The organism is Colwellia sp. SU-HH00943 (genome assembly GCF_057546125.1).
This window is the reverse complement of record NZ_BAAJLW010000001.1, coordinates 304,060-326,871: the sequence shown is the minus strand read 5'-3', so window position 1 is coordinate 326,871 and position 22,812 is coordinate 304,060. Positions and strand designations below refer to the sequence as shown.

General features: G+C 37.5%; 20 protein-coding genes. 10 read left to right on the top strand and 10 right to left on the bottom strand.

All coding sequences use genetic code 11. The annotated features are described in order from the left end of the window. Nucleotides 1-17: 17 nt before the first annotated feature. Nucleotides 18-2,339 (bottom strand): TonB-dependent receptor, encoded by a 2,322-nt coding sequence (locus AC27GZ_RS01360; protein ID WP_487093081.1) that lies wholly within the window; start codon nt 2,337-2,339, stop codon nt 18-20. 285 nt (nt 2,340-2,624) lie between these two features. Here AC27GZ_RS01360 and AC27GZ_RS01355 point away from each other — a divergent pair, with 285 nt between their 5' ends. Beyond that, nucleotides 2,625-5,927: an ATP-binding protein gene (locus AC27GZ_RS01355; RefSeq protein ID WP_487093080.1), complete on the top strand. Its 3,303-nt coding sequence runs from the start codon at nt 2,625-2,627 to the stop codon at nt 5,925-5,927. A gap of 40 nt (nt 5,928-5,967) precedes the next feature. On the opposite strand, the gene argR is transcribed toward AC27GZ_RS01355, so the two are convergent. Further along, the gene (argR, locus tag AC27GZ_RS01350; protein ID WP_487093078.1) at nt 5,968-6,441 is read right to left on the bottom strand and encodes a transcriptional regulator ArgR; all 474 of its coding nucleotides are present in this window, start codon (nt 6,439-6,441) and stop codon (nt 5,968-5,970) included. 254 nt (nt 6,442-6,695) lie between these two features. Between argR and mdh the strand changes: the two genes are divergently transcribed. After that, nucleotides 6,696-7,628 carry a malate dehydrogenase gene (gene mdh, locus AC27GZ_RS01345; RefSeq protein WP_487093077.1) on the top strand — a complete coding sequence of 311 codons (933 nt, stop codon included), beginning with the start codon at nt 6,696-6,698 and terminating at the stop codon, nt 7,626-7,628. Between the two features lie 92 nt (nt 7,629-7,720). On the opposite strand, the gene AC27GZ_RS01340 is transcribed toward mdh, so the two are convergent. From AC27GZ_RS01340 to ispB, 3 genes are all read right to left on the bottom strand, one after another. Continuing rightward, nucleotides 7,721-8,131: a bacteriohemerythrin gene (locus tag AC27GZ_RS01340; RefSeq protein WP_487093076.1), complete on the bottom strand. Its 411-nt coding sequence runs from the start codon at nt 8,129-8,131 to the stop codon at nt 7,721-7,723. Nucleotides 8,132-8,385: 254 nt separating this feature from the next. Continuing rightward, a complete protein-coding gene (locus tag AC27GZ_RS01335) occupies nt 8,386-8,790 on the bottom strand; it encodes a VF530 family protein (RefSeq protein ID WP_487093075.1) in 405 nt (134 codons plus the stop codon). 23 nt (nt 8,791-8,813) lie between these two features. Beyond that, complete coding sequence (ispB, locus tag AC27GZ_RS01330) at nt 8,814-9,800, bottom strand: octaprenyl diphosphate synthase (RefSeq protein ID WP_487093074.1); 987 nt, start codon at nt 9,798-9,800, stop codon at nt 8,814-8,816. A gap of 307 nt (nt 9,801-10,107) precedes the next feature. On the opposite strand from ispB, the gene rplU reads away from it, so the two are divergent. The 5 genes from rplU (at nt 10,108) to AC27GZ_RS01305 (ending at nt 15,758) form a co-directional block, all read left to right on the top strand. Beyond that, a complete protein-coding gene (gene rplU, locus AC27GZ_RS01325; RefSeq protein WP_487093812.1) occupies nt 10,108-10,419 on the top strand; it encodes a 50S ribosomal protein L21 in 312 nt (103 codons plus the stop codon). 16 nt (nt 10,420-10,435) lie between these two features. Continuing rightward, nucleotides 10,436-10,693 carry a 50S ribosomal protein L27 gene (gene rpmA, locus AC27GZ_RS01320; protein WP_487093073.1) on the top strand — a complete coding sequence of 86 codons (258 nt, stop codon included), beginning with the start codon at nt 10,436-10,438 and terminating at the stop codon, nt 10,691-10,693. Between the two features lie 159 nt (nt 10,694-10,852). Further along, entirely contained in the window at nt 10,853-12,013 is a 1,161-nt protein-coding gene (gene cgtA / locus AC27GZ_RS01315; protein ID WP_487093072.1) for an Obg family GTPase CgtA, read from the top strand. A 253-nt stretch (nt 12,014-12,266) separates the two neighbouring features. Continuing rightward, nucleotides 12,267-14,630, top strand: a complete 2,364-nt coding sequence (locus AC27GZ_RS01310) for a CHAT domain-containing protein (RefSeq protein WP_487093071.1) — start codon at nt 12,267-12,269, stop codon at nt 14,628-14,630. A gap of 93 nt (nt 14,631-14,723) precedes the next feature. Next, nucleotides 14,724-15,758, top strand: coding sequence for an ATP-dependent 6-phosphofructokinase (locus tag AC27GZ_RS01305; protein WP_487093070.1), 1,035 nt, complete (start codon nt 14,724-14,726; stop codon nt 15,756-15,758). 76 nt (nt 15,759-15,834) lie between these two features. Here AC27GZ_RS01305 and AC27GZ_RS01300 read toward each other — a convergent pair whose 3' ends face one another. Continuing rightward, nucleotides 15,835-16,113, bottom strand: coding sequence for a peptidylprolyl isomerase (locus AC27GZ_RS01300; RefSeq protein ID WP_487093069.1), 279 nt, complete (start codon nt 16,111-16,113; stop codon nt 15,835-15,837). Nucleotides 16,114-16,369: 256 nt separating this feature from the next. Here AC27GZ_RS01300 and AC27GZ_RS01295 point away from each other — a divergent pair, with 256 nt between their 5' ends. The 3 genes from AC27GZ_RS01295 to AC27GZ_RS01285 are packed head-to-tail and all read left to right on the top strand — an operon-like array spanning nt 16,370 to nt 18,578. Then, a complete protein-coding gene (locus tag AC27GZ_RS01295; RefSeq protein ID WP_487093068.1) occupies nt 16,370-16,954 on the top strand; it encodes an RNA polymerase sigma factor in 585 nt (194 codons plus the stop codon). 11 nt (nt 16,955-16,965) lie between these two features. Continuing rightward, complete coding sequence (locus AC27GZ_RS01290) at nt 16,966-17,574, top strand: hypothetical protein (RefSeq protein ID WP_487093067.1); 609 nt, start codon at nt 16,966-16,968, stop codon at nt 17,572-17,574. 53 nt (nt 17,575-17,627) lie between these two features. Further along, nucleotides 17,628-18,578: a hypothetical protein gene (locus AC27GZ_RS01285; protein ID WP_487093066.1), complete on the top strand. Its 951-nt coding sequence runs from the start codon at nt 17,628-17,630 to the stop codon at nt 18,576-18,578. Between the two features lie 61 nt (nt 18,579-18,639). Here the strand turns inward: AC27GZ_RS01285 and AC27GZ_RS01280 are convergent, their stop codons facing one another. The 4 genes from AC27GZ_RS01280 to AC27GZ_RS01265 form a co-directional block, all read right to left on the bottom strand. After that, entirely contained in the window at nt 18,640-19,050 is a 411-nt protein-coding gene (locus AC27GZ_RS01280; RefSeq protein WP_487093065.1) for a hypothetical protein, read from the bottom strand. A gap of 250 nt (nt 19,051-19,300) precedes the next feature. Next, nucleotides 19,301-21,472, bottom strand: a complete 2,172-nt coding sequence (locus AC27GZ_RS01275) for a malate synthase G (RefSeq protein ID WP_487093064.1) — start codon at nt 21,470-21,472, stop codon at nt 19,301-19,303. 219 nt (nt 21,473-21,691) lie between these two features. Continuing rightward, a complete protein-coding gene (locus tag AC27GZ_RS01270) occupies nt 21,692-22,381 on the bottom strand; it encodes an LrgB family protein (RefSeq protein ID WP_487093063.1) in 690 nt (229 codons plus the stop codon). A gap of 61 nt (nt 22,382-22,442) precedes the next feature. Beyond that, nucleotides 22,443-22,802, bottom strand: a complete 360-nt coding sequence (locus tag AC27GZ_RS01265; protein WP_487093062.1) for a CidA/LrgA family protein — start codon at nt 22,800-22,802, stop codon at nt 22,443-22,445. Nucleotides 22,803-22,812 lie beyond the last annotated feature (10 nt).

Genomic DNA, 22,812 nt, shown 5'->3' with positions numbered 1-22,812 from the left:
TAATTTACCCTCTTAAATTAAAACTCGTAGGTTGCGGTTAAGCGTAGGTTTTGACCATCACCTAAATACATAAATGCACCTGAACGATAAGCAGCTGTCCAGTATTCTTTATCAAATACATTGCCAATATTAGCGCGTAAAGTCAGTTGCTCAGTTGCATTGTAATTAGCAAATAAGTTAAACACAGTGTATGAAGGAACCACTATACTATAGCGGTTATTGTCTGTATCAAAACCTGCAGCAGTGTCTGGTTGACCACCGTACATTTCACTTTGGTAACTCGCATTACCGCCAAAAACAAATTGCTCATTAAGTTCATATCTTAATTGAAGAAATGCACTTTTTTCTGCGAAGTTGGCTAATTTCAAGCCAATGTTTTCTGGATCATAAGAATCTGTTATTTCAGAATCCATGAAGGCCGCAGAAAATTGAATGCTTAACTTGTCAGTTATATCACCAGCCGCACCGAGTTCTAAACCTCTAATTTCATTCTCACCTGTATTTAAAGTACCTAGTGTTGAGTAGCTATCACCAACACTTTCCATCACATCGCTTTTAGTGGTTTGGAAAAGTGCAGCGGTTAATAATAAACTGTCATCAGCCACTAACCATTTGGTACCAAGTTCGATGTTTTCAACCGTTTCTGGGGATGCTTGAGAAGCTTGGTCAGGGTCGCCACAAAGACCGCCGTATCCACAGTTAGCCCCTAAGTCAGACTCTCCACCGTTGATATTTGTTGCAGTGCTATAATTAACATAAACATTTAAGTCATGAATAATTTCATGTACAAGGCCAATATGACCATTGTGCATTGTATCATTGTACTCGTAGGCTAATGGCGTACCTCTGCTAACGACATCGTTACTGTAATCAAAATCATCGTAACGAAAACCAAAGTGTAATTGTGTTTGATCCGTTAAATTTACAGAGTCCATAAAGTATAGTGAATAGGTTTCTACTTTATGTATGGCATCTGAATCACCAAAGGCAAAAGAGCGGTTCATCAATGCACCGATGTTTTCCACTTGGTTGCCATTTTCATCAAGAATACAGTAAGCACCTGAGGCACCACGTCTACCAGAAGTAATACAGTTTGTTTCGTTACCATAGCTAATATCGAAAACGCCGTTTTCAACAGTTTCATCAGAGTACTCAAAGCCAAATACAAGACTGTGTTTCATGTCGAATAAACTGGTATCCCAAAATAAATTGGTTTGAGAGGTAGTATATTCAACTTCTTGCCAGCCTTGGTGTGTACTTAAACTTAATGTATAGGCTTCTGGCGCTAATGGGTCTGTAATATCTCTGTTTGTTCCGCGCATACCTGTGGTGATGTAGGCGTTTTCTGTTTCACCGTAACGAGTCGAGTTGATGATGCGCACATTTTCGCTGAACTCGTACTCAGTATGTAAGGTGAAAGTAGTCACGTCTGAATCTAAGAAGTCTTCATCTTGCGCATAAACAGGGATGCCCTCTAATGGCTTTCTTGTTTCAGAATCAAAATAGCTACCCAGATCAGGTTTATCTTCAGCTTGTAAATGGTATACGTCAGCTGTGAAGTTAAGTGCATCAGTAGCTAAATAAGTACCAGACAGTTGGAAGCCGTTACGATCTTTTTCTATGCCTTCTCTGCCAGGTTTATCTTCAGAGGCTGTTAAAGCGTTTAAGCGTAATGCAAATTCTTCGGTTAAGGCTGCGTTAAAGTCTGCAGTGATTCGGTAATAGTCATCGGTACCTAAACCCGCATCTACACGCCCAAAGTTATATGAGGTTGATGCTTTTTTAGTTACGCTGTTTACCGCACCACCTGAAGAGCCACGACCTGCAAACGTTGAGCTTGGACCTTTGGTAATTTCTACTCTTTCCGTGGCAAAACTTTCACGGGTTGTCATGCCTGGATCTCTTAAACCATCGACAAAAACATCACTACGTGCTTCTTGACCACGAATGATATATCTATCACCAAAGGCATTACCATTTTCACCTGTACCTAAAGTAACACCGGCTTGAGAGGAAAGAATTTCTTTAAGATCAGTAGCGCCGGATTCTTGAATTTGGTCTTGAGTTAATACAGTGATTACTTGTGGAGTATCAACTAACTCAGCAACACGGCGAAGATCTCCCGATTTATTTACGTTGTAAATAGAATGTCTGACGCCGTGAACTTGAATGCGTTCTACTTCTTCGGAAGTTTTCTTCACTTCACAATTAGCATCAGTGTTTAAATTACATTCTTCTTGAATATCTTGTGCTGCAATTGGGGAAGAGCCTATCGCTAAAGCTGCTGCTATTGCTTGGCCGCCAAGCGCTAGTTTAAGACCGGTAGATTTGTTTTTCATTATTTTATTGTAACTCCTTAGTATTAAAATTCGGGCACATGGTAATAGAATGTAATGTTAATGTAAATACGAATAATTATCATTTGATCTAATTTAAGATTAATATAATAGAACTATTAATGAAGACACTAGCGGGCTAAGGCGCGAAAAAGAGAAATATTTACGGATGACTTGACGGTTATAAAAATGAAAGCTAATTGGAATTACATAGAATTTATTAGGTGGAGTCAGTGCTGCTTTTTAGTTACGATAAGGGGGAATAGATTACTTAGCTAAGGCAAAACATTGTTAGATATTAACGCAGAAAATACAGTATTTAGGCGCTATAACACCGCAGTTGTCGTTGCGTTTATTGTTATTGTATTTATCGCTTTGGCAGCTGCAGCTTTTCGTTATTACAGTGAATTGACTGTGCATAAACAAAAGGGCTTAAGCCAGTTACAAGCACAAGCTAATCAATTAAATACAATGTTAGAGCAAAGTGAACAAGCTATTTTAGGTATTCAAGAATTTGCTCAATATGTTTTAAAGCATCCTCATGAGCTAGATACCGATATAGTAAAACTCAAGCAAGATGGCGAAAGGTTTTATTTAGAAAAACCTCGTATCGATATTCTTGAACAAGATAAGTTACTCAGTGGCAATATTACTGGTTTAGGTAAGGTCAGTGAGTTCTCAGCGCTAAAATCACAAGAACTTGCCATGGCAAATTTGTTAACGCCTGCCTTTGTAACAGCACAAAAAGTGATTGAAGAAGCGACTTGGCTTTATTATGTATCGCTCGATCATTTTGTGAATATTTTTCCTTGGATTGGCAGAGAAAGTTGGCAGTACAGCAGACGGATGCTAGACAACCCTTTTTCAATGAGAATTAAGCAACTGAACTATAGTAACAATCAAGTTATTTGGTCTGCTCCTTATATTGATTCCGCGGGTAAAGGCATGAATTCATCCTTAGGTATAGGTGTGTATAGGGCTCAGCAATTAATTGGCGCTGTAATGATAGATATTAATTTAGCTAAATTACAACAAAGTATGCCAGAGCTTGAATCTAGCGAGCATGGGTTGGTGTTATATAACCAAAATAATGAAATACTTTTCTTTAAACAAAAAGGAAAATTACCGTTAAGTTACCGAGCTTCATGGGGAACGCTTCTCCCAGAAGGGTTGAAGCAATTAACCAGTAAACAGTTAGAAGAGTTAGATGACTCAAGTCAAATAGGAGACTGGTTAATTGAAAAACAAACCATAGCAGTTAATGGCTGGACCTTATTAAAATATCAACCCTATGAGAGCTTTATTATACCTTTACGTGATCATTTTATTTTTATGTTCACCATTTTTTTACTGGGTTTATTGGCTTTTCTAATGTTGGTAAATGCCATGACACGGCGCAGTTTTATTAAACCTACTCATAACTTTATTCGTCATATTGAGTACTGTGCTCAAGGAGACCCAGGCAAGATAAAGGCGAATGCGGATTGGTTACACTGGTTTGTGTTAGTAGAAGATATTTTTACTCAAAATCGTAGCTTGTTGTTACAGTTAAAAGAACAAAATGAAGTGCTTGATAGCCGTGTCCTAGAAAAAACTCAAGCTTTACAAGAGACTAGTGCCAAGCATCAGCGTGATTATGTCTTGTTACGCTCAGTGATGAATGCTATACCTGAATTGATCATTTTCAATGATCCACAAGGTAAATTGATGGGTTGTAACCAAGCGTTTGAACAGTTATGTCAAAACCTTGAAGCCAATATGTTAGGTCATCAAGCAAGTCAGTTTATGCCGAAAGCACTTGCCTATGAAATTAACCGTTTGAATGAGTATTTTAAAGATGAATATCCGCAGCAAGAACTCATTGAAGCTGGGGATGAAATTTACCAAGGCTTTTGTAATCAGTTCAGCAATGAACAAGGGGAAGTACTGGGTACAATTACAATTTTACAAGATGTTACTGAGCGTCAATCAATACAATCAGCTTTAGAAAAAGCCAAAAACCAAGCTGAATATGCAAACCAAGTTAAAATTCAGTTTTTAGCCAATATGAGTCATGAAATCAGAACCCCAATCAATGCTATGCAAGGGATGATGGATTTGCTAAACCGTACTTCGCTTAACTCAAGGCAGTATCATTATTTAGCGAATGCACAAACTGCGGCTTTTTCTTTATTGCACTTAATTGATGAATTATTAGATTTATCAAAAATTGAAGCCGGAAAAATGATCCTGCTTAAAGAAGAAGTGAACCTTGCGGCGGCCATTGATAAGGCTTTTAAACTGAATGTAGCGAGTATCCACCATAAAAAATTACAGGTGAGAATTGATGTGGCGGCTAATGTTCCTATTGCCATTAAAACTGACGAAATGCGCTTAATACAAGTGCTATCAAATTTATTAAATAATGCCATTAAATTTACTGAGCAAGGTGAAGTAGCGTTATTAATCGATACTATTGGTCAAAGTAATACTAATGCACTGGTGCGCTTTAAAGTGGTTGATACTGGAATAGGTATTGCGAAAGAAAAGCAAGGGCATTTATTTGAAGCCTTTTCACAAGCTGACATTTCAATGACGAGAAAATATGGCGGCTCTGGTTTAGGTCTATCTATTTGCCAGCAAATTGTAAAATTATTGGGTGGTGAAATTAGTTTACAAAGTGATTTAGGAAAAGGCTGTGAATTTAGTTTTATTCTACCTTTTAGTATTGTAGATAAGGTTGTAGAACAAAAAGATAGCTTAGCTTTTCCTAAAGCAGCAACAATTTGTGCTTTTAAACAACGCTTATCAACCTCTTGTGTTGAGACTATTTCAAACTATGATTGGCAGTATCATCAGTTATCTAGCCTATCTGAATTAACTGAAAAAACACATAATCAATCAAAAGACGTAAACGTGGTTTTATTGATTGATGAAGCACAGCTTTCCAAACAAATAGCACAGGTTAATGAAAGTGCTACACAATGGCATGAAAATGTACAATTAATTGCTTTATGTCAACCTGCCATGGTCGAGCTAGAAACGGATATTTGTCAACAACTAGAGCAGATGTCTCTACCATACATTTTGTTAGATACTCCTTTATATCGACATTCATTAGATGAAATTGTTAAAGGCTTACAGGGGGAAGTCAAAACAAATATTAACATTAAAGCAGCAAAAAATGACGTACCCGCAACACTAGCAAAAGCCAAAAACGCCAATGCAGACTTGGCTAATGTGCATATTTTGTTGGTTGAAGATAATCTCGTCAATCAGCTCGTGGCGAAAGAGTTATTAATAAGTATGCAGGCGAAAGTAACAATTGCCGATAATGGTCAGCGCGCATTGGATTTACTTAACGAGAAAGCATTCGATGTTGTGCTAATGGATATTCAAATGCCAGTTATGGATGGTTTAACTGCAACGAGTTTGATAAGAGCAGATGAATTAGCATCATCGAAGCAAGCCTTGCCTATTATCGCCATGACGGCTCATGTTCGCGAAGAGGATAAACTGCGCAGCATGGCTGTTGGTATGAATTTACATATTGCTAAACCCGTAACAGGGGATGTGCTTCGTGACAGTATTTTAAAAGTATTAGCCCGTTAGTGACTAGCTTTGCGGCTGTATCTATATTACTTGTCGAAGCTTAATACTTCTCTATTGAAAATAAGTGCTCTAATTTTTTGATAGTTTCGGTAATATTGCTGACATTGGTAGGGGCAATAAAGATAGTGTCATCGCCAGCAATGGTACCAAGTACGCCATCACTTTTACTTAAACTATCTAACAATCTAGCAATGAGCTGTGCGGCACCAGGGCTAGTTTGAATAATAATCATCACATCATTGTGTTCAATATCTAATACTAATTGTTTTAATGGGCTTTGGGCTGTAGGTACGCCAAGCTCTGCGGGTAAACAATACACCATTTCTTGACGGGCATTACGCGTTCTAACAGCGCCATATTTACTTAACATTCGTGATATTTTTGATTGGCTAATATTATCAAAGCCTTGAGATTTTAATGCATCAACAATTTCACCTTGTGAGCCAAATTGCTCTTGTTTTAGTAAATCTTTAAATGCCTGTATAAGAAACTCTTGCTTTTGTTGTCCGTTCATTATTTGAAATTAAAACCTTTTTATTAGAAAAATAATGCTATCGCTATTGTTATCGTAATACTAAAGTTGAGTATTACGCTTTAGTCATTATAAGCTATCATAAATACAAATATACGTTATAAGTGAATAATAATTGTTTTTTTGTTGTCTATGCTATATCTTTTGCGCAGCAATTTTTTACGTATTTACTCAAATTTATTTTGTAAAATAAACTGAACCTAGTTTAACCCCCATTAAAATCTCGGAGAGATCACATGAAAGTAGCAGTTTTAGGCGCCGCAGGCGGTATTGGTCAAGCGTTATCTTTATTATTAAAAACTCAATTACCAGCAGGTTCTGAGTTATCACTATACGATGTTGCTCCAGTTGTTCCTGGTGTAGCTGTCGACTTATCTCACATTCCAACGGATGTAAAAGTTGCAGGTTTTGGTCGTGATGATTTAAATGCCGCTTTAGCTGGTGCAGATATCGTACTTATCCCAGCAGGTATGCCACGTAAGCCAGGTATGGATCGTGCAGATTTATTCAATGTAAATGCAGGTATTATTAAAGTATTAGCTGAAGGTATTGTTGAAGCATGTCCTAAAGCGCTAGTTGGTGTTATTACTAACCCTGTAAACGGAACAGTGCCAATTGTTGCTGAAGTATTCAAAAAAGCGGGTACTTATGATGCTAACCGTGTGTTTGGTATTACTACTTTAGATGTTATCCGTAGTGAAGCGTTTGTTGCTGAACTTAAAGGTTTAGATGTAAGTGAAGTGAAAGTACCTGTTATTGGTGGTCACTCAGGTACAACAATTTTACCATTACTTTCTCAAGTTGAAGGCGCAAGCTTTACTGAAGAAGAAGTTGCTGCTTTAACACCGCGTATTCAAAATGCAGGTACTGAAGTTGTTGAAGCTAAAGCGGGTGGCGGTTCTGCAACATTATCTATGGGTGCTGCAGCAGCGCGTTTTTGTTTATCATTAGTAAAAGGTCTACAAGGTGAAGATGTTGTAGATTACGCATATGTAGCTATTGAAAATGGTGATGCGCCTTATTTCGCACATCCAGTACGTTTAGGTGTTAACGGTGTTAGCGAAATTTTATCGTACGGTGAGTTAAGTGCTTTTGAACAGCAAGCAAAAGATGACATGTTAGCTACTTTGAATAAAGACATCCAAGAAGGTGTTGATTTCATGGCATAATGCCAAATGGCTGTTATGTTAATTAGACATAACGTCATATTTAATTTAAAAGGGGTGTTAATCAACGGATTAACATCCCTTTTTTATATTACTTACATCACACCTTTAGATCGTAAAAATTCCGCATATTCTTTATCTGTTCTCATGATATGGTTGGTTAACCAACGTTTGAGAAACAAGAGTAAATCTTCACTGATTGTGCCTTTAGGGTTTTCTATAAACCTTTCTTTTAGCTCAACTACTTGAGCAATTAATTCAGTATGTTGACGTTTATGCTCTTTTGAATCTGCATAGCCATACTCTGCAAACAAGTCTTCTTCATAAGCAAAGTGCTTTTGTGTGTAAGCGGCTAAGCCAGTAAATATTTTGCCTAATAATTCATGGGAGCTACCCGATAACATGGCATCATTAAGAGCATTGATCATATTAACTAGTTTTTTGTGCTGCTCATCAATACTCTCTATACCAACACTTAATTCGTTACTCCAGTTGATTAACGACATGGTAATTCTCCAGCAATTTTACCTGTTACTATTAACTTAGTTGCTGCACGTTAAATTAACAAATGATTGTAGTGGTCAGTACAATGTTTAGCTGTGTTAGATCAATAAACGGTTATGTTTGCGCTATAGGAACCCATAAAAGAGACCATGAGAGTAGTTTAGTTTGTTTATCTCTACAGTATGTTAAGCAAGATAATTTGTGGAGAGATTAGAAAAGTAAGGTGTTATTTGAATGAAATAACAGCCATGGGGAATTATCTTCCCCATGGGTTTGCAGGTGTTGAAGAACGTTCTCGCGTTTTTTTAGCTCTTTTTTGCCTTAGATTTTCAGCATCTTCAAAGCTTAATTCTGCTGGTGCTTTAGGTTTGTGATGTGCAGGCACTATGCGATCACGTGGTGGCAATTCAAATTGCGTGCTATCAGCACGGGGAAGGTTTTTAAATTGATAAAGGTAAAAGCCTTCTACTTTATTTTTTGCCCATTCTGTTTTTTTCAAGAATTTTAAACTTGATTTAATGCTTGGGTTGTTTTTAAAGCAGTTTAAACTTAAATAAGCATGCAATATTTCAAATCCATAGTGATCAACAAGCTCAGTTATGACTTGCTCTAAGCCAACACCGTGTAGTGGGTTGTTCTCAAATATACTTTTATCAGTCATACGCTTCTCAATACTTTACTGAATTAAGCTGAACGGTTAGCTGCAATGTGCGCTAATGAGATCAGGGCTTTCTTATAGTCAGATTCAGGTAAAACGGATAAAGCACTAATCGCTTTGTCTGCTTCTATCTCAGCTTTTTTCTGAGTATAGACTAAAGCGCCAGTTTGTTGCATGGCTTCTAGAATATCGTCTAGGTGTTCCATACCGTTACCATGTTCAATGGCATCTCTAACAAGTTGTTTTTGCTCAGGCGTTCCATGGGCCATTGTATACAACAATGGTAGGGTAGGTTTACCTTCAGCTAAATCATCACCGACATTTTTACCCATTTCTTTCGCATCAGCAGTGTAATCCATTATATCGTCAACCAATTGAAAGGCTGTACCAAGGTATTTCCCATAATTGGCCATGGCTGTTTCTATTGTTTCGCTTTGCTGGGTTACTACAGCAGCAAGGCGGGTGGCTGCTTCAAAAAGCTTTGCCGTTTTGCAGTAAATGACCTGCATGTAGCTTTCTTCAGTGGTGTCAGGATCATTACAGTTCATTAACTGTAAAACTTCACCTTCGGCAACAATATTCGTGGCATCGGATAAAATATCCATTATGCGCATGTTGCCAAGTTTCGTCATCATTTGAAACGAACGTGTATAGAGAAAGTCGCCTACTAGTACGCTAGCACTATTACCAAACAAGGCATTAGCAGTTTCTCTGCCACGACGCATGTTTGATTCATCAACTACATCATCATGTAATAAGGTTGCGGTATGAATAAATTCAATAATAGCGGCTATAGTGCAGTGTTCATTAGTTAACTTTGTTGAGTTGTTATGACTTAGCGCTTGAGCAGTTAATACTGTGAGCATTGGTCGCATACGTTTACCGCCAGCATTAACAATATAAATCCCCAATTGATTAATCAAGGCAACATCAGAGTGTAGTTGCCCATAAATAAGGTCATTCACTTGACTCATATCATCTTGCGAAAGTGCCTGTATTGCTTTTATATCCACTTATTTTATTTCCAGTTAGCTATAGGGGTTGAATAATAACCACTATTTTTGTCGGACTTTTTTATAGAGGAAATTCTACACTAAAATAGCCGACAATAAAGTGAGAAAGCTTGTTTGAAGTCAGTTTGTGATAAATTTATTTCGTTAAAAAACTAAATAGTAGAAAAACTTTATAAATGATCATTTTTCTACTTGCTCTGTTAGGTTTCTTCGCGTAGAATTCGCGCCCTATATTTTTAAATTTAGCGTCATATAACCCAGAAGACTTTAATCAAGTAGTGGTAAAGTGGCGCAGTACGGAGTAGCTATGTACGCGGTATTCCAAAGCGGTGGTAAACAGCATCGTGTAACCGAAGGACAAACAGTTCGTCTAGAAAAGCTTGAGCTTGAAGTAGGCGCAGCAGTAGAATTTGATAACGTTTTAATGATCGCTGATGGCGATAACATCAATGTAGGCGCGCCTTACGTTGCTGGTGGTAAAGTAGTGGCTGAGGTTGTAAACCAAGGTCGTGCTGATAAAGTTACCATTGTAAAATTCAAACGTCGTAAGCATTCACGCAAACAAGCGGGCCATCGTCAATGGTTCACTGAAGTGAAGATTACTGGTATTAACGGCTAATTAGGAGCATTTTAAAATGGCACATAAGAAAGCTGCAGGTAGTACACGAAATGGTCGTGATTCAGAGTCTAAACGTTTAGGTGTTAAGCGTTTTGGTGGTGAGTCAGTATTAGCAGGTAACATTATTGTTCGTCAACGTGGTACTCGTTTCCACGCTGGTGATAACATGGGTATCGGTAAAGACCACACGTTGTTCGCATTAGCTGACGGTAAAGTTCAGTTTGATGTTAAAGGTCCAAAAAGTCGTAAGTACGTTAGCATTATCGCTGACTAATCTTAGATTCGATTTTCTAAAAACCTCGCATCATGCGAGGTTTTTTTTTACCTAATTTGTTTTAATTGTGTAGAACTTAGTGTGGCGATTTTTTATCCAAATAAAATCGTTTATACTGACAGTATCTAAACACAATACTTTGGGGTTGTTTAAAGCACCATGAAATTTGTTGATGAAGTTGAAATCAGAGTTGAAGCTGGCGACGGCGGCAATGGCTGTGTCAGTTTTCGTAGAGAAAAGTATATTGAATATGGCGGTCCTGATGGCGGCGATGGCGGTGATGGCGGTGACGTTTATCTTATTGCCGACGAAAGCTTAAATACCCTTATAGATTATCGATTTGAGCGTTTTCATCGTGCTAAGCGTGGTCAAAATGGTCAAAGTCGTAATTGTACAGGTAAAAGCAGTGATGACTTATTTTTGAAAGTACCTGTGGGTACGCGTGCTATCGACGTAGATACTGGCGAGCAATTAGGTGACTTAACCCATAAAGAGCAGAAGCTTTTAGTGGCCAAAGGTGGCTGGCATGGTTTGGGGAATACTCGCTTTAAAAGTAGTACTAACCGTGCACCTCGTCAAAGAACGGATGGTACACCAGGTGAAATTCGTAATCTTAAGTTAGAGTTACTTTTACTTGCTGATGTTGGTTTACTTGGTTTACCTAATGCAGGTAAGTCGACCTTAATTCGCAGTGTTTCAGCGGCTAAACCTAAAGTAGCTGATTACCCTTTTACCACCTTGGTACCTAATTTAGGTGTGGTGCGTTTAGATTCTCAACGTAGCTTTGTTATTGCTGATATCCCCGGTATTATTGAAGGTGCAGCAGATGGTGCTGGTTTAGGTACACAGTTTTTAAAACACCTTGAGCGCTGTCGAATTCTTCTGCATGTTATTGATATTATGCCTGCGGATGGCTCAGATCCTTTAGAGAATGCAAAAACCATTATCAGTGAGCTAGAACAGCATAATGAGAAACTGGCGGGTAAGCCTCGTTGGATTGTATTTAATAAATTAGATTTACTGCTTGAAGAAGAAGCACAAGAAATAACGGATGCAATTTTAGCGGGTCTTAATTGGCAAGGCGAAGTACATAGTATTTCTGCATTTAATAAAATGGGTACAGAGGCCTTATCACAAAAACTGATGACCTTTATTGAAGAATTACCACCAGAAGAAACGGAAGTTGTGGCTGATGGTAAAGAGGTTGAGTTTAAGTGGGATACCTACCATGAAGATGCGATGGCTGATCTTGATGATGATTTAGATGATGAAGATTGGGACGAAGATGATTATGACGTAGAAGTTGAATATCGTCCTTAATACCTTTTTATTACTACTCTCTCATTAATATATGATTGATGATACCCAATATTAGCTTGCTGATGTTGGGTATTTTTTTGTTTAATAATTAAGTTAAATATTACCTTTATTACTGAGGAAGCTACTCTATTCACACTCATTGCGAGTGTCTTAATAAAACCTTCACAAGCTTATATTTAGCATAAAATTGATTTTTCCTAAATTAAATATAATATACATAATTGATATTTATATAATTATTTGAGGCCTTCCTTTGAAATTTTATCTTTCTATTATTCTTTTTATTTTTACGTCAACGGGCTGTTCACTTACCCCTTTAGAAAAAGCTACCTGGACAACAGATAAACGGGAGATAGTAAAATATGCGGAGCAGCAGGAAAATGCTTATGAAGAGTTAGCGGCTTTTCACAGTGGAACAATGGAAAATGGGATTTTATTGCTATGTGAAGCCTATGCTAGTTTAAAAATGTTCAAAGAATATAAATACTGTAAGGTTAAATTAGATGAAGCGCATACTTTAGATGTTTTACCTACGGATAACAAAGAAATAGCTGATTATAAAAAAACTCTCGACGGTCGTTTTAAAATGCTCGATGCTCAAGTTGCCTACGACTTAGGCGATTATCAAAAAGCGAAAGCGATAAGTTATCAAGTGTACGAATCTATCGTGCCGTCTCAACCCTTTGTTGGCTATTTCACTGAAATGATGATTGATAGAGTTATTGCTGAAGCTGCTGGCTTAGCAAGCATCATGGCACTAAAAGACAATGATTTAAAAGCAGCAGAACAATATATCAAAACCTTAGAAGCGTTAGATCCTTCATATGAAGCCAACAACTATTATTATGCTTTAAATACGAAAAAATATTGGTTAGCTAAAGTTTATTTATTCAAAAAAGACTATCAAAGTGCCTACAATGCACTTACCTTAGAAAAATCTAGCACTGCGGGTTCAAAAGCACTTTATTCGGTTGGCACTACGTTAGCGGGGGCATTTTATCCTGAATATAATGCCTCTGCCTCTGAATTATATAGTTACAGAGAAATGGCTGAAAACATATATATGTGTCATACCTTATTGGGCTTAGAAAAGTATCAAGAAGCTCAAGCATGTTACAGCCCTATCGTTGCCAATAAGCAGTTAACTAGCTTTGGTAATTTACAGTTTTCTGCTTATTATAATTTGGGTATTATTGCTACCAAGTTGAATGAGCATGATTCAGCCATTAACTACTTCTCAAAAGGCATTGAAATCATTGAAGCGCAAAGGTCTTCAATTGCACTTGATGGTGAGAAAATTGGATTCCTCAATGAACGTTTATCAATATACAACCATATAATAGAAACACTATTTGAAGTAGGCGACTATCAAACAGCGTTTGAATATAGTGAGCGTGCAAAAGCTAGAGCATTAGTTGATTTACTGGCCTCTAAAAAGCAATTTGGTAACTCGCATGAAGAGCAAGAATTATTAGCAAACTTATACCAAGAAGAAACCAGCTCATTTTCACTTTCAAATAGTAATGAAGTTGAAGGCACACGCTCAGTTAGAGCGTTGAAAAGAAAAATCAATCAAACATCCAGTAAACTTTCTTCAGTAACTGCTGTAGAAGCCTATGCATTCACTGACCTAGTTAAACCCATCAGTTCAAACGAGAGTATTATTGAATTTTTCGGTGATGATCAACAGATGTATGCGTTTATCGCATCGAAAAATAATGTTGTCATGAAAAAGCTTTCTATCGATGATTTATCAGCGCAAGTAGGTTTAGTAAGGGAGCAGTTAAGACACCCAGAAAGTGATAAGTATAAAATTACATCTCAGGCTTTATATAAAGCGTTAATTGCACCACTAAAAGATGAGATTAAGCACGATAATATCACCATCATTCCTCACGGTTCTCTGCATTATTTGCCCTTTTCAGCACTTTATAATGGCAATGAATTTTTAATAGAACAATACAATATCAGAATACTACCCTCGTTAAGTACACTGAACTACATTGATGATGCTAGTTTGTCAGACTCATCAATAGATATGCTAGCCATTGGTAACCCTACGTTAGAAGCAGTTGAGTTTGAATTACCGGCAGCAGAAAAAGAAGTTTTATCATTAAAAGGTCGAAAAAATACTCAGGTGTATATTCAAAAAGAAGCATCAGAAACCCTGATTAAAGAACAAGGGAAAAACGCACGAGTATTACATATAGCATCGCATGGTCAGTTTGATCCTGAAAATCCGTTAAACTCAAGGCTACTGTTAGCAAGTGACAATAAAAACGATGGCAATTTAACAGTCAATGATATCTATGCGCTAGAGCTTAATGCAGAACTAGTCACATTAAGCGCTTGTGAAACAGGCATAGGTGACATCAAGAAAGGGGACGATGTGATTGGGTTAACTCGTGGCTTTATTTATGCGGGTGCCAGCTCTGTAATCTCAAGTTTATGGAAAGTTGATGATATGGCAACAGAAAAGCTGATGGTTAATTTTTATGATAATTTTGAGAATATGAATAAGGCATCAGCACTAAGAAAAGCCCAGTTATCTATCAAGAATAATTATAACTCGCACCCATTTTACTGGGCAGCATTCCAGCTAACAGGGCAGCTATAAACTAGTTAGAGTGACTGTGGTTTAATAACTTATGATTTTCAAATTCAAAGCAGGTGGTATAGTTTTATAGGTGAATATGAGAGAGATTATCTAATGAATAACACTCGCATTAAGCGTATTGGCATTCTCACTAGTGGTGGTGATGCCCCTGGAATGAATGCAGCAATACGCGCTATTGTTCTTGCAGCACATCATTACCATATTGAAGTGATCGGTTTTTATCATGGCTATAACGGCTTAATTTGTGAAGAAAATATTGCACAAGCGAAACGGTTAACGCTCGATGATGTTGACGGTATTATTCAACGTGGTGGTACTATTTTGAAAAGTGCTCGTTGTCCTCAAATGTTAGAAAAACAAGGTCTTGAAAAAGCAGCAACTTCACTCAATGAGAAGAGAATCGATGCTTTGATTGTCATTGGGGGAGATGGTTCATTCAATGGTTTACTGACCTTAAAAAATTACTGGCAGGGGCAACTGATAGGTGTTCCAGGTACTATCGATAATGATGTAGACGGCACGGATTTCACCATAGGTTTTGCTACTGCGGTTAATACCGCTATTGATGCTATTGATAAAATTCGAGATACCGCAGACGCATTTGAACGTATTTTTATTGTTGAACTAATGGGAAGGCATAGTGGCCATATTACCTTCAATGTTGGAATTGCTTGCGCGGCGGAGCAAGTGCTTTCTTTTGAAAATTTCAGCGTTGATGATCAGCAAAAGAAATTACTAGAATTAGCCGAAGAAATTAAGTTAGCGAAAGAAAATCGCCATACCAGTTATATTATAGTCATGGCTGAAAATTTATGGCCTGGTGGCGTAACTATGTTAGCAGAACAACTTAAGGAAGCCGCAGGTATTGATTGTACAGCCTGCGTTTTAGGGCATATACAACGTGGTGGCTCTCCTGTACCTAAAGATAGGTTGTTAGCTACCAAAATGGGGGTTGCGGCAATTCAGGCACTGGTAAAGGGTGAAAATCATATAATGATTGCCGAGCAACATAGTGCAATTTGCTATATTCCCCTCAAAGATGCAGTTAAACATCATAAACGCGTGAATCAACAACTTGTCGATGCACAAGAAAATATTTTAGCGTTAACCGCGCAAAATCAGTACTGATTAACTAAAGATAAAGCGCTCATATCATGTTGAATATAGTGTGAGCGCTGATAGAGATTTAAATACTAGGCCTAATTTAGCTACGGGCTGTCACTTCTAATAAGTGGTAACCGAATTGAGTTTTTACTGGGCCTTGAACTTCATTCAAAGGTGCTGAAAAGACGACTTTATCAAATTCTGCGACCATTTGACCTGGACCAAAAGTTCCTAAATCGCCACCTTGCGCTTTAGAGGGACAGTTAGAGTGTTCTTTTGCAGCATCTGCAAAATCTTTACCTGCTTCAATTTCGGCTTTTAATGCTAAGCATTGTTCTTCGGTATCAACCAACAAGTGACGCGCTGCGGCTTGAGACATAGTTATTCCTATTTAATAATTAAATGATAAGTTCATGATAACGATAGCTTATCTACTTAATTATTTAAAGTTTTAATAATTGTTACTTATGCCTTGAACGAATTTGAGTTAGCTTAAAAAGTAACTTTAGCTATGCTGTCGTCTAAGGTTCAGAAAAATAAATAGCAAAATAAAAATATTTTCAAACTTTTTGAAAGCCAATAACTACCTTACTAATAACAGCGTAACTCAATAATAACTGGACATAGGAATATGTGTGTTTAAACGAAGTGATGATCTACTAGTTGCACAAGCATTAGCAGGAAAAAAAACAGCATGGATTGCTTTAGTTAAGCGCTATGAAAAAGGCATTTTCAATTATGCCTTACGCATGGTGAATAATCATGCTGATGCAATGGATTTGATGCAGGATATCTTTGTGGCCGTTTTTCGAAGTCTTCATACTTTTAGAGCAGAAAGTCCATTTAAAGGTTGGTTATTTAAAATAGCACATTATCGTTGTATTGAGTTTTACCGTAAAAAAAGGCCCATGCATTCTATCGATGATGCTCCTGAGTTAATTGATGATGAAAGCAATGATTGTCCGGAAAAGAGTTTGTTGATGAAACAACAAAATAGTGAACTAATTCAGGCAATACAGCGCCTTCCGGTTAAACAAAAATTGGTTGTTGAGCTTAAATTTTTCCAACAATGTACTTTTGAGGAAATTGCTCAACAGTTAAGTATTTCAAAAAATACGGCAAAATCTCAGCTTTATAGTGCCTTAGATAAATTGAAGTTATTATTGCCGGGATATTTGCCGCAAGGTAATGAAAAAAATTGCAAAGAACAAGCAATGTAGTGAGGTTAAACATGTTTAAAACTGATGCAGATAAAGATACTCAACAAAGAGAAGCTTTGGCAGAGCGTATTCTTCAACAGGCAAATGAACATCAAGAAGTTGAGGTGCCAAATTGGCACAGAGCCGCAGCCTTTGAGCAATACTCTACCCATGTAAATACATCTTGGTGGCATCGTTTAGGTTTTGTGTCTGGGCAAGGCGTTGCTGTTGCAGCTTTTGCTTGCTCGGTAAGTATTATTGCCCTGCTTGGCACTTTATTGACTAATAATGCCCATGTTGATGAACAAGCCATAGCTGCTTTAGTGAAAGCACAAGTAGCAGAGCAGCTTGACGTTGAAGTTAATCGAAAGTTACGAGAGTTTGCTAATGAGCAACAAGTGATTTTAGCGAATTACAAAGCTGAACTAAGTGCTAGGCAAGAAAGTAACAATTTACAGCTAGCTGGTTATGTTATTGCTTCAGCACGAAATGAACGTAAAGAAGATCTGAATGACTTTGTGAATTTCATTAATGAGCAACGTCAAGAAGAGCAATTAATTCAAACAATAAAATTTCAACAGTTAGAACAAGCGATTGGCTATCAAAAAGCAAATTTTCAACCATCAAGCCTCATTAGGTAAAAAATTGATCAGCTGATTAGTGCGTAACTTAGGAATAATTAAGGAGTAAGTAAATGAGTAAATTTAAATTAAATCAATTGTTTGTAATATTAAAGACCAAAAGGGTGTTATCTACTTTAGCGATATCCGCAAGTTTTTTCATGGCAAATGTGCAAGCGACACCTGCTTACAATGACTTGTCAAAACAGCTAACTATTATGAATGGTATTTTTAAATCATCGTTAAACGCACATGATAATAAAAAACTGAAAAGCACAAGAGTGGAGAGCTTATACCTAGCTAAACAAGGGGTAGTTTTTACGATTAATGCTGGTCATTCATTTATTTTTGCTCACCATGATGTAGATTTTGATTTTCCGGAATCTATTCGCGCTATTGCGCCTGTGCCACCTGTTGCGCCACAAGGCTCTGGCGAAGATGTCGAGTTTGAGTATTTTTCTGATGATGAAGAGGTTGTTATTGAAATCGAGTCAAGGCATGAAGCAAGTCGCCAGCAAAGTGAGGCTTATCGTGTTTTGCGCGAGCAACAGCGAGATTTAGCTTACGAACTCAGAGATATAGCAAGAGAAAAGAAAGATCTCGCTTTTCAACTCAGTCATAAACCTGAAAAAGCGGAAAAAGCTGAATTAGAATCCGAGCAACAAAAGTTATCAAAAGAGAAGCTAGCGCTAGAAAAAGCACAAAAAACGTTAGCTCAAAAATTAGAAAAGATACAGATTGAGAAGAAAAAGCAGTTAGCTAAACAAAGAGAACAAAGGCGTGCAGATAATGCGCTTTTAACCTCTGTTCTCGTTGATACATTATGCTTATACGGAAATAGCTTGAAAGCGTTACCCAAAGCAGAGCGTATCAGTTTAGTGATAAAATCAGCGGGTGATAGAAAAGTAAGATCAGGCTATAAAGATAAAGTTTTTGTTTTTGATAAAAAGGATATTGTTGCCTGTGCTAGTGACAAAATAACCGCTAAAAAGTTAGCTGACAACGCAAATAGTTATCAATTTTAGGGGGAGATTAGGGAAATTTCTTTTCAAAAATAAGTGACTATTCGCGAGTGGGATTAGCCACTTATTTAGTATAAATACAGGTGTCAGCAGAAGTTTTTGAAACAGTTTTGTTTTTATTTACTTTGCTGTCGGTAGTGTTTTTGCTGTTTCGTGTAAAAAAAGCAATAAATTGCTGTAACTTGTCATTGAATAATAGCGAAAATTCGAAAAAATAATTCCGTTCTCTGTTCATGCTTTCGCTTTCAAAACCAAACATTTCGCTATGGTTAGCTGCTATGGCATTAGTTGACCCTAACTTTGGCAATCTTTCCATGTAGATAAGGTTTACATTGCTTTTACTGGCGTTGTGCAAAGCATTATTACTATTAAGTACTACGGTTTGCTTTATTAAAATAACTTCTGCACAAGCAACATTAATATACATAATGAAAGTAATAGCCATTGTAAAGACTAGTGTTAGTAGTTGTTTCAAAATAGCTCTCCTTTGTTTGTAGTTAGTTTCGTTTGTAGTTAACTAATAGCAAGTAAATGCTGTTACTTTTTAATTTCAATCTTACTATAAGTGTTAGGGAATGTAACTGCAATGTTAATGAGGTAAATTACCCGTTATTTGAGATAAGGGGTTTTTGATGATTATTGGTAGGGTGTTTCACTGACAAACTAGCAACAAGTAACACACCCTCAGCGGTAATTGCCAAAGGTGTGCTACTTGAAGGGGGAGCTTACAAGCTGGCTTTTTTATCAAGCCTAAATTGATGCAATAATGGCTCTGTGTAACCACTAGGCTGATTAACGCCGCTAAAAACTAAAGCACTGGCTGCTTTAAAAGCGATGCTGTTATTAAAGTCTTCACTCATGGCTTGATAACTTGGATCATGGGAGTTTTGCTCATCTACAACTTTAGCCATTTTTTCTAAACTGGCTTGTATTTGTGAGCGAGTACAAATGCCATGATGTAGCCAGTTTGCCATATGCTGACTAGAAATTCGCAGTGTTGCTCTATCTTCCATTAAGCCAACATTATTAATGTCAGGTACTTTTGAACAACCAATACCTTGATCAATCCAGCGCACTACATAGCCCAAAATTCCCTGAGCATTATTATCAAGCTCCTCGGTTATTTCAGCTGCAGACCAGTTTGTATCAGTGGCTAAAGGAATCGTTAAAATATCATCGATATTTGCCGTTTCACGTTTTGAGATTTCTTGTTGTAAAGTAAAAACATCAATACGGTGATAATGTAAAGCATGTAAAGTTGCCGCCGTAGGTGAAGGGACCCAAGCGGTATTAGCGCCTGCTTCAACGTGATTGATTTTGGTAGCAATCATGTTGGCCATTTGATCTGGAATTGGCCACATACCTTTACCTATTTGGGCTTTTTGGCTAAAGCCACAGGCTAATCCCACATCAACATTATTGTTTTCATATGCGCCAATCCATGGTGTTAATTTAATATCCCCTTTGCGTGCCATAGGGCCTGCAGCCATTGAGGTATGAATTTCATCACCTGTCCTATCTAAAAAGCCAGTGTTAATAAATACCACACGAGCTTTTGCAGCATGAATACAATTTTTCAAGTTAACACTGGTGCGCCTTTCTTCATCCATAATACCCATTTTGATGGTATTACGCGGGAGTGATAAGGCATCTTCTACTCGGGCGAATAAGGTATCAGCAAATTGTACTTCTTCGGGGCCATGCATTTTCGGCTTAACGATATATATCGAAGCTTCATTGCTATTGTTTAGTGTGCTATTTCCTTTTATGTCATGTATAGCAATAAGTGAGGTAATCATGGCATCCAGGATACCTTCGGGCACTTCTCGGCCTTGACTATCGATAATGGCGTTGTTTGTCATTAAATGCCCAACATTACGTACAAACATCAAACTACGCCCTTTCAATGTAACAGGCTCACCTGAGATTGTTTGATAAGTGCGATCTGCATTCATTTTACGTGTAAAGGTTTTGCCATTTTTGTTGATGTTTTCGGTTAAATTGCCTTGCATTAAACCAAGCCAATTACGATAAGCGAGTACTTTGTCTTCGCCATCTACAGCGGCAACAGAATCTTCACAATCCATTATGGTAGTCAGTGCAGACTCGAGTAATACATCACTTAAACCTGCAGGATCTGATTGGCCAATATCACTGCTACGGTCAAAAATAAGCTCAAGGTGTAATCCGTTATGTTTGAACACCAAAGTACTTGGCGAAGCTGAAGTACCAGTAAAACCAACTAAAGAGTCTGGCTCAGTTAATATAGTTTGCTCGCCAGTAGATAGGCTGATTATTAACTGCTGACCTTCTAATTGATAAGCGATGGCATGCTGATGACTGGCATTATCGAGTGGGATAGCTTGATCCAAAAACTCTTTGGCAAAGGAAATAACTTTAGCGCCACGAACAGGGTTGTATGCACTGCCTTTTTCAGCACCACCTTCACTGCTAATTGCATCCGTACCATAGAGAGCATCATATAAGCTTCCCCACCTGGCATTAACAGCATTGAGTGCAAAACGTGCATTCATGATAGGCACTACAAGTTGGGGGCCAGCAATAGTGGCTAACTCGGCATCAACATGCTCAGTCGTAATGGTAAAATCATCAACCACTGGAGCTAAATAGCCAATTGATTGTAAGAAAGCTTTATAGTCAGCAAAATTAAATTTGTCACCAAAATTTGCTTGATGCCAACTATCTATTTGAGATTGCAAAGTTTCACGCTTTGCAATTAACTGTGCATTTTCGCTACTTAAATCAGCGATGATTTTTGCAAAACTTTGCCAAAAATGGCCTGTAGTAATGCCAGTGTTAGGAAGTGCTTCTTGCTCAATAAAGTTAAAAAGATCTTGGTTTATTTGTAAACCTTCTAGCTCAATTGTGTTGCTCATAAGTGCCTCTCTAGCTTTATAAGATGTAGATACTTAGCGTGTAACCATGCAGAAATATATTTTGAAATCTGAAATGTATTCTGAAAGTTTACTAAGTCAATGAGAATTCAATGAGTCAATCCTATTAAGACTAGGGGATTATAGCAATAAGCCTTTAAAAATAACCACTATTCATGTTGTGAATGCTTTTGCCTTATGGGTTTGTGGTTTTTATGTGTGTTAGGCTAGTAAATGCGTTAAAAGTGGTATTAGTACCGGTACTATAAATGCAGTTAATACTGCTGAAAGTATTAATGCTATAGAGCTATATGCACCCGTATGCGCGTTTTGTCGGGTAAGTACCACAGTACCAATAACATGGCTTGCAGTACCAATCGAGAGACCAGTAGCGATAGGGGAGTGAACATTGATCAATTTTAGCCATGATGGCCCAAGTAACCCTCCTGAGAAACCTGCAATCATAATAGCAAAAGGGGTGATTGAACTATCGCCTGATAACTGCTCAGTTAAAATGATGCCAATGGGGGTCGTCACTGATTTTAAAGACAGAGAAATAGCAATTGATTCTTGATGAATAAGTAGCATTGTTAGTAAAAAGCTTAACGAAACCACAATGATCACACCTAAAGCTAGCAGTGAAACAAGTATTCTCCAATGACGTTTTATTGTTTTTATTTGTTGATATAGTGGGAAGCCCAGCGCCACTGTTGCTGGTTCTAGTAAAAAATGAATCGCCTGAGTTGCTTGTTGATATGATTGATAATCAATTTGGTAGTGAAGTAAAAAGGGAATTATTAAGCAAATGGTTAACAGCACAGGATTGAGCCAAATATATTGCCACTGTTGTTGTAGCCATGCCGTTGTTTGATAAATAACTAAGGTAAGCAAAGACAAGCCTAGTGAGCTCAAAATATAGCTTTGTGAAAAAGCTGGGCTATTAAGCCAATCATTAAGAGAAGCTGAAAACACCCTAAAGTTTGTCCGTTTTTGCTAAATTAAAGTAGCGATCAGCCATTAAGCCTATAAAGGTAATGAGCACGAATGTAGTAAAAATAATGGAAAGTATAAGGGTGAAACCATGGTTTTTTATTAATTCAAAGTGGTTAATTACGCCCACTGCTGCTGGTACCAAACACACGCCCATATGTTTGATTATCCAGAGGTTTACTTGGTTAACTTTGTTAGGGTTTAGTAACCCAAGTTGTAACAATAAACAATAAAGAATCATGCCATATAAACTACTTGGCAAGCCGCCCAGATAAAAGTTTATAAGCTTACCCACCGCTAAGCAAAGTGCTATTGCAAAGATGGTGTACAGGACGTTCTTCATATCATAGCTT